Source organism: Stenotrophomonas sp. FW305-3-2-15-E-LB1 (assembly GCF_058787375.1).
This window is the reverse complement of record NZ_JBYSZR010000011.1, coordinates 135,042-141,630: the sequence shown is the minus strand read 5'-3', so window position 1 is coordinate 141,630 and position 6,589 is coordinate 135,042. Positions and strand designations below refer to the sequence as shown.

Below are 6,589 nucleotides of genomic sequence, written 5' to 3'. Positions count from 1 at the left end.
GCCCGGTAAAGTACCGGGAGCAGGTCGCGCTGGTCGCCTAGCCCCCCACCTGTCCAACTTTAGGGGGTCACTTCACCTTGGGGGCTTGGCCGCGGCATCCATGCCGCGGACACCCCCGCGCCCCCACCCCGCCCGGCCTCTGACAGGTTCCGTGGGCGTCCAGCCACGTAAAAGAAAAAGAAGAGCAGGAGCAGAAGCGGGTCGCTTCGCTCGGTGACGCTATGGGTCAGCGCTGGGCGTTGAGGTGGTGGGCGACCAGGGCATTGGCGTGGCCGTGGCCCAGGCCGTGTTCGCTCTTCAGGTAGCTGACCAGTTCCATGTGCTTCAGGCCCGGCTTCTTCGCCAGCAGACCCAGCCAGTGCGCCACCGGCTGGCCGTAGGTCTTCTCGATGGAGGGAAAGTACGAGGCCGGGCCTTTCGGCTTGGTGTCAGTGCTCATGTGCAGCTCCCGTTGAAAGTCATTCATTCGACGAACCACAGACGTGGAAATCGACATCCCCACACATCCGACCTCGTGCCGACCAACGGTCGGCACCCACCAACAGCAGCGACCCACCCCGCCATCGCGCCGATCGACAGCTTTTGGCGTTGATTTGCAGGTTGCCGGCCAGCGGCCGGCACTACCGCAGGTGCCGGGCGCGGCCCGGCCGTATCATCCCCCCATGCCCCGCGAAAACCTCAACGACCTGCAGGCCTTCGTCCACGTTGCCCGCCAGGGCAGCTTCACCAAGGCCGCCGCCCAGCTCGGCGTCTCGCAGTCGGCCCTCAGCCATGCCATGCGGGGCCTGGAGGAGCGCCTCGGCGTGCGCCTGCTGACCCGCACCACCCGCAGCGTCTCCACCACCGAAGCCGGCGCCCGCCTGCTCGATACCCTCGCCCCGCGCCTGGCCGAGATCGAGAACGAACTGGCTGCCCTGGCCGAGTACCGCGAACGCCCCGCCGGCACCATCCGCATCAACGCCACCGGCCACGCCGCCGAGTACCTGGCCTGGCCACGGCTGGCGCCGCTGCTGCAGCAGTACCCCGACCTGAATGTCGAACTGACCGCCGATTACGCGCTGGCCGACATCGTTGCCGAGCGCTATGACATCGGCATCCGCCTCGGTGAACGCCTGGCCCTGGACATGGTCGCGGTGCCGATCAGCCCGCCGCTGCGCATGCGCGTGGTCGGCGCGCCCAGCTACTTCCGCCAGCAAGCCATGCCCCGCCACCCGCAGGAGCTGGCCGCGCACAACTGCATCACCCTGCGCCTGCCCACCCACGGCGGGCTGATGCCGTGGGATTTCGGCCAGGATGGCAATGAGCTCAGCGTGCGCGTCAGCGGCCAGTGGACCTTCAACACCATGGGCATGACCCGCGAAGCCGCGCTGGCCGGCAGCGGCCTGGCCTGGCTGCCCGAAGACCAGGTGCTGGCCCTGCTGGAACAGGGGCGGTTGCAGTCGGTGCTGGATGACTGGTGCCCGACGTTTGATGGCTACTACGCGTATTACCCCTCGCGCCGCCATGTCAGCGTGGCGATGCGCACGGTGCTGGATGCACTGCGCGGGCCGATGGGGTGAGGGTTGAGGAGTGCGGACCAACGGTCCGCACCCACCACCAACAGTCCGCACCCACCACCAACACTCCGCACCCACCTCAAACAGTCCGCACCCACCACCAACGGTCCGCACCCACAAAGGGCAGATCAGCCCTTGGCCTGTGCGGCACGCTGCGCGTTGTAGCGCTCGCCGACAATCGATACCTCTTCCAGCACCTGGGCAATGCGCTGCAGTTCGTCGGCCGACAGCACCAGCTCGGTCGCGGCCAGGTTTTCCTCCAGGCGGTGCACCTTGGTGGTGCCCGGAATCGGCACGATCCACGGTGCCTGCGCCAGCAGCCAGGCCAGTGCCACCTGCGCCGGGGTGGCGCCACGGGCCGCGGCAATGGTGCCGATGCGATCCACCAGCGCCTGGTTGGCGCGGCGGGCTTCCACCTCGAAGCGCGGCACGCTGTTGCGGAAATCGTTGTCGCTGAAGGTGGTATCGGCGGTGATGGTGCCGGTGAGGAAACCGCGGCCGAGCGGGCTGAACGGCACGAAGCCGATGCCCAGTTCTTGCAGGGTGGGCAGCAGTTCGCGTTCCGGCTCGCGCCACCACAGCGAGTACTCGCTCTGCACTGCGGCCACCGGCTGCACCGCATGCGCGCGGCGCACCGTCGCGGCACTGGCCTCGGACAGGCCGAAGTGGCCGACCTTGCCTTCGGCGATCAGGTCACGCACGGTGCCGGCCACATCCTCGATCGGCACGTTCGGGTCCACGCGGTGCTGGTAGAACAGGTCGATGTGGTCGGTGCGCAGGCGCTTGAGGCTGGCCTCGGCCACTGCGCGGATGTTTTCCGGGCGGCTGTCCAGGCCGGTATCGGTGCGGGCGTCCTTGAAACCGAATTTGGTGGCGATCACCAGCTTGTCGCGGTACGGCACCAGCGCCTCGCCGACCAGTGCTTCATTGGTGTACGGGCCATAGACCTCGGCGGTATCGAAGAACGTCACGCCGCGTTCGACCGCGGCGTGCAGCAGGGCGATGCCCTGGCGCTGCTCGACCGGCGGGCCATAGCTGTGGCTCAGGCCCATGCAGCCCAGGCCAAGGGCGGAAACCTTCAGGCCGCTGCGGCCGAGTTCACGTGTCTGCATCGTCATGCTCCAGAGGGGGAACGACGACGATACGCCCCTCCCCCCGCTGGATTGAACGACCTGGATGGCAGTCGGTCATGACTGGATTTCATCAATCCACCCTCGTGCCGGTCACTCCATGGCCTGCAGGGCGTCGGTGCATCCGGCCAGTTCGGCCATCATCCTGCCGGCGGTGCGGAACGCCACATCCTGCGGCACCCACCGCGCGAACCAGCGCTGCTCATCGTCCACCACGGACTCGAACGTCCACGTTGAGCCATCCAGCCCTGCGCTCGAATCTTCGCCCTGCAGGCGCGCGAACGCGGCGGTGACGGTCTTCCATTCCTGCGCACTCAACGCGCGTGGCGGAGGGCACGTCCAACCGTTGATGATGCTGGAGGGCTGCCCGGGCGAGGATCCGGGAATCTCCCACGCGCGCGCACTGCGGCCGACAATCCACGCCTGGCCGGCGGCATCGCGCTGCGCGCGTATCACCACGCCCGGGAAGAAGGAGGGCGACCAGACGAAACGATAGGCCTGGACCGGAACGTGGCCACAGCGGAAGGACGGCTCAGGCAGGCCCGGCAGATCCCGCAGATGGACAGCGTAGGTCGCCCTCGCAAACCCGGTGAAATCACGGAACGGCAGCGGGTCGCGGCTTTGCGCCTGTGCAGGCGGAGGCAGCAGGTACCAGGCGTGCGCCAGCGGATCGCCGCAGCTTTCGGCCGCGGCTGGCGCGGCGGGCCCGGACGTGCGGGCACACCCGGCCTGCAGCACCACGATTGCCAGCACCACGCTCGTCGTCACACGCATGCAGGCCTCCCTGGCCGGTTCATGGCGGTCATCCCGAAGCAGAGGGCGCCCGCAGGCGCCCAGCACTCAACGGACCTCGGAAATCTCCACGCCATCCAGGCCCTGCGACAGGGTGCGCGCATCGCCGCCCTGGCTGAGCTTGATGCGCAGGCGCACTTCGTTCTGCGAATCGGCGTAACGCAGCGCGTCCTCGTAGCTGATCTCACCGGCCTGGTACAGCTCGAACAGGCTCTGGTCGAAGGTCTTCATGCCCAGCTGCACGGACTCCTTCATCAGCTCCTTGAGCTTGTGGATCTCGCCTTCGCGGATGTAATCCTGCACCAGCGGCGTGCCCAGCAGGATTTCCATCGCCACCTTGCGCGAGCGCCCATCGGGCGAAGGAATCAGCTGCTGCGCGACCACGCCCTTGAGGTTCAGCGACAGATCCATCAGCAGCTGGTTGCGGCGGTCTTCCGGGAAGAAGTTGATGATGCGGTCCATCGCCTGGTTGGCGTTGTTGGCGTGCAGCGTGCACAGCACCAGGTGGCCGGTTTCAGCGAAGGCGATGGCGTGGTCCATGCCCTCGCGGGTACGCACCTCGCCGATCATGATCACGTCCGGCGCCTGGCGCAGGGTGTTCTTCAGGGCGGCTTCCCAGCTGTCGGTATCGATGCCGACTTCGCGCTGGGTGATGATGCAGCCCTCGTGCTTGTGCACGAACTCGATCGGGTCTTCGATGGTGATGATGTGGCCGGTCGAGTTCTGGTTGCGGTAACCGATCATCGCGGCCAGCGAGGTCGACTTGCCGGTACCGGTGGCACCGACGAAGAGGATGATGCCGCGCTTGGTCATCGCCAGCGTCTTGATGATCGGCGGCAGGCTCAGCTCTTCCACGGTCGGGATGCGCGTCTCGATGCGACGCAGCACCATGCCCACCTGGTTGCGCTGGTAGAAGCAGCTCACGCGGAAACGGCCGACACCGGCCAGGCCGATGGCGAAGTTGCACTCGTGCGTCTTCTCGAATTCCTCGCGCTGCGCCGGGGTCATCACGTTGAGGACCAGGTCGCGGCTCTGCTGCGGGGTCAGCGGCGTCTGCGTGATCGGCGAGATCTTGCCGTTGACCTTGATCGCCGGCGGCATGCCCGCGGTGATGAACAGGTCCGAGGCGCGCTGGTGCGCCATCAGCTTGAGGAAGGAGGTGAAATCGATGGTGCTGGCGGTACTGGCGGTGCTGTTCATGGCGGGCTCCCAATGGGCATGTGCCAGAGATCGGTCGGTGGACAGGACATCGCGGGACGGCGGCATGGATGCGCACCGCCCCACCGTTGCCTCGCCTTACTCGAACAGACGCTTGTCCTTGGCGTACTCGCGCGCCTGGTTGCGGGTGATCAGGCTGCGCTTGACCAGGTCCTGCAGGTGCTGGTCCAGGGTCATCATTCCGTACTGCTGGCCGGTCTGGATGGCCGAGTACATCTGCGCGACCTTGTCCTCGCGGATCAGGTTGCGGATGGCCGGGGTGCCGACCATGATTTCCCACGCCGCCGTACGGCCGCCGCCCACCTTCTTCAGCAGCGCCTGCGAAATGACCGCGCGCAGCGATTCGGACAGCATCGAGCGCACCATCGGCTTTTCGCCGGCGGGGAACACGTCGATGATGCGGTCGATGGTCTTGGCCGCCGAACTGGTATGCAGGGTGCCGAACACCAGGTGGCCGGTTTCCGCGGCGGTCAGCGCCAGGCGGATGGTTTCCAGGTCACGCAGTTCGCCCACCAGGATGATGTCCGGATCCTCACGCAGCGCCGAGCGCAGTGCTTCGTTGAAGCCGTGCGTATCGCGGTGCACTTCGCGCTGGTTGATCAGGCACTTCTGCGAGGTGTGCACGAATTCGATCGGATCCTCGACGGTGAGGATGTGGCCGTATTCGTTCTTGTTGATGTAGTCGATCATCGCTGCCAGCGTGGTCGACTTGCCCGAACCGGTCGGGCCGGTCACCAGGATCAGGCCCTGCGGCTGCTGGATCACCTCGCGGAACAGCGGCGGGCAGGCCAGGTCCTCCAGGGTCAGCACCTCGGAGGGAATGGTACGGAACACCGCACCGGCACCGCGGTTCTGGTTGAAGGCGTTGACACGGAAGCGCGCCAGCGACGGGATCTCGAAGGAGAAGTCGACTTCGAGGAATTCCTCGTAATCGCGCCGCTGCTTGTCGGACATGATGTCGTACACCAGCGCATGGACCTGCTTGTGGTCCAGGGCCGGGATGTTGATCCGGCGAACATCGCCGTCCACGCGGATCATCGGCGGCAGGCCTGCAGACAGGTGCAGGTCGGACGCTTTGTTCTTTACGGAAAACGCCAACAGCTCGGCGATATCCATGAGCGGCTACTCCCCAATAACGGCTTCGACTGGAAGGATCTTTCCCCTGGCGGCAGTATAGCCTCCTGTCACACTGGAACGCGTTACGTGGCCACTGCCCTGCCCGAGATCCTGAGCAATCTGCACAACGCCGCCGAGGCCGCCGGGCGGCCACCGCCGCGCCTGCTGGCGGTTTCCAAGACCCAGCCGGCCGAGGCCGTGGCGGCCCTGGCTGCGCAGGGCCAGCGCGCCTTCGGCGAAAACTACGTACAGGAAGCCCTGGCCAAGATGCAGGCGCTGCAGGCGCTGGGACTGGAATGGCACCTGATCGGCCACCTGCAGTCGAACAAGGCCGAAGCCGTGGCCAGCCATTTCGACTGGGTACAGAGCGTGGACCGGCCCAAGCTGGTAAGCGCCCTGGCCCGGTACCGCCCGGCCGGCCGCGGGCCGCTGAACGTGCTCATCCAGGTCAACATCGACGATGAAGACAGCAAGCACGGCTGCGCACCGCAGGACGTGGACGCACTGGCCGCGGCCATCAGCGCCGAGCCTGCGCTGTGCCTGCGCGGGCTGATGGCCATTCCGGCGCCGTGGCCGGAGGCCGAGCGCCGCCGCGATGCCTTCGTGCGCATGCATGCCCTTTTCCAGACGCTGGCCGCGCGCCATCCGCAGGTGGACACCCTGTCGATGGGCATGAGCAGCGATTACGCCGAGGCCATTGCCGAAGGTGCCACCCTGGTGCGCATCGGCACCGCCCTGTTCGGTGCGCGTCCGCGCCCGGCCTGAACCAAGGAATCC

7 protein-coding genes are annotated in these 6,589 nt (G+C 66.7%); 2 read left to right on the top strand and 5 right to left on the bottom strand.

What is annotated here, in order from left to right:
* Positions 1-226 precede the first annotated feature (226 nt).
* Positions 227-439 carry a DUF4287 domain-containing protein gene (locus tag AC3WL7_RS10745; RefSeq protein ID WP_283220706.1) on the bottom strand — a complete coding sequence of 71 codons (213 nt, stop codon included), beginning with the start codon at positions 437-439 and terminating at the stop codon, positions 227-229.
* Between the two features lie 223 nt (positions 440-662).
* On the opposite strand from AC3WL7_RS10745, the gene AC3WL7_RS10740 reads away from it, so the two are divergent.
* Positions 663-1,559 carry a LysR family transcriptional regulator gene (locus AC3WL7_RS10740; protein WP_492750236.1) on the top strand — a complete coding sequence of 299 codons (897 nt, stop codon included), beginning with the start codon at positions 663-665 and terminating at the stop codon, positions 1,557-1,559.
* A 125-nt stretch (positions 1,560-1,684) separates the two neighbouring features.
* On the opposite strand, the gene AC3WL7_RS10735 is transcribed toward AC3WL7_RS10740, so the two are convergent.
* The 4 genes from AC3WL7_RS10735 to AC3WL7_RS10720 all read right to left on the bottom strand — a co-directional run bounded on the left by AC3WL7_RS10735 (position 1,685) and on the right by AC3WL7_RS10720 (position 5,812).
* The gene (locus AC3WL7_RS10735; protein ID WP_200733277.1) at positions 1,685-2,668 is read right to left on the bottom strand and encodes an aldo/keto reductase; all 984 of its coding nucleotides are present in this window, start codon (positions 2,666-2,668) and stop codon (positions 1,685-1,687) included.
* 111 nt (positions 2,669-2,779) lie between these two features.
* Positions 2,780-3,460, bottom strand: a complete 681-nt coding sequence (locus tag AC3WL7_RS10730) for a hypothetical protein (protein WP_492750235.1) — start codon at positions 3,458-3,460, stop codon at positions 2,780-2,782.
* 66 nt (positions 3,461-3,526) lie between these two features.
* Positions 3,527-4,678, bottom strand: a complete 1,152-nt coding sequence (locus AC3WL7_RS10725) for a PilT/PilU family type 4a pilus ATPase (protein ID WP_079220879.1) — start codon at positions 4,676-4,678, stop codon at positions 3,527-3,529.
* Positions 4,679-4,774: 96 nt separating this feature from the next.
* Positions 4,775-5,812, bottom strand: coding sequence for a type IV pilus twitching motility protein PilT (locus AC3WL7_RS10720; RefSeq protein WP_004147099.1), 1,038 nt, complete (start codon positions 5,810-5,812; stop codon positions 4,775-4,777).
* A gap of 87 nt (positions 5,813-5,899) precedes the next feature.
* On the opposite strand from AC3WL7_RS10720, the gene AC3WL7_RS10715 reads away from it, so the two are divergent.
* On the top strand, positions 5,900-6,577 hold the full coding sequence (locus AC3WL7_RS10715) for a YggS family pyridoxal phosphate-dependent enzyme (RefSeq protein ID WP_492750234.1): 678 nt from the start codon (positions 5,900-5,902) through the stop codon (positions 6,575-6,577).
* Positions 6,578-6,589 lie beyond the last annotated feature (12 nt).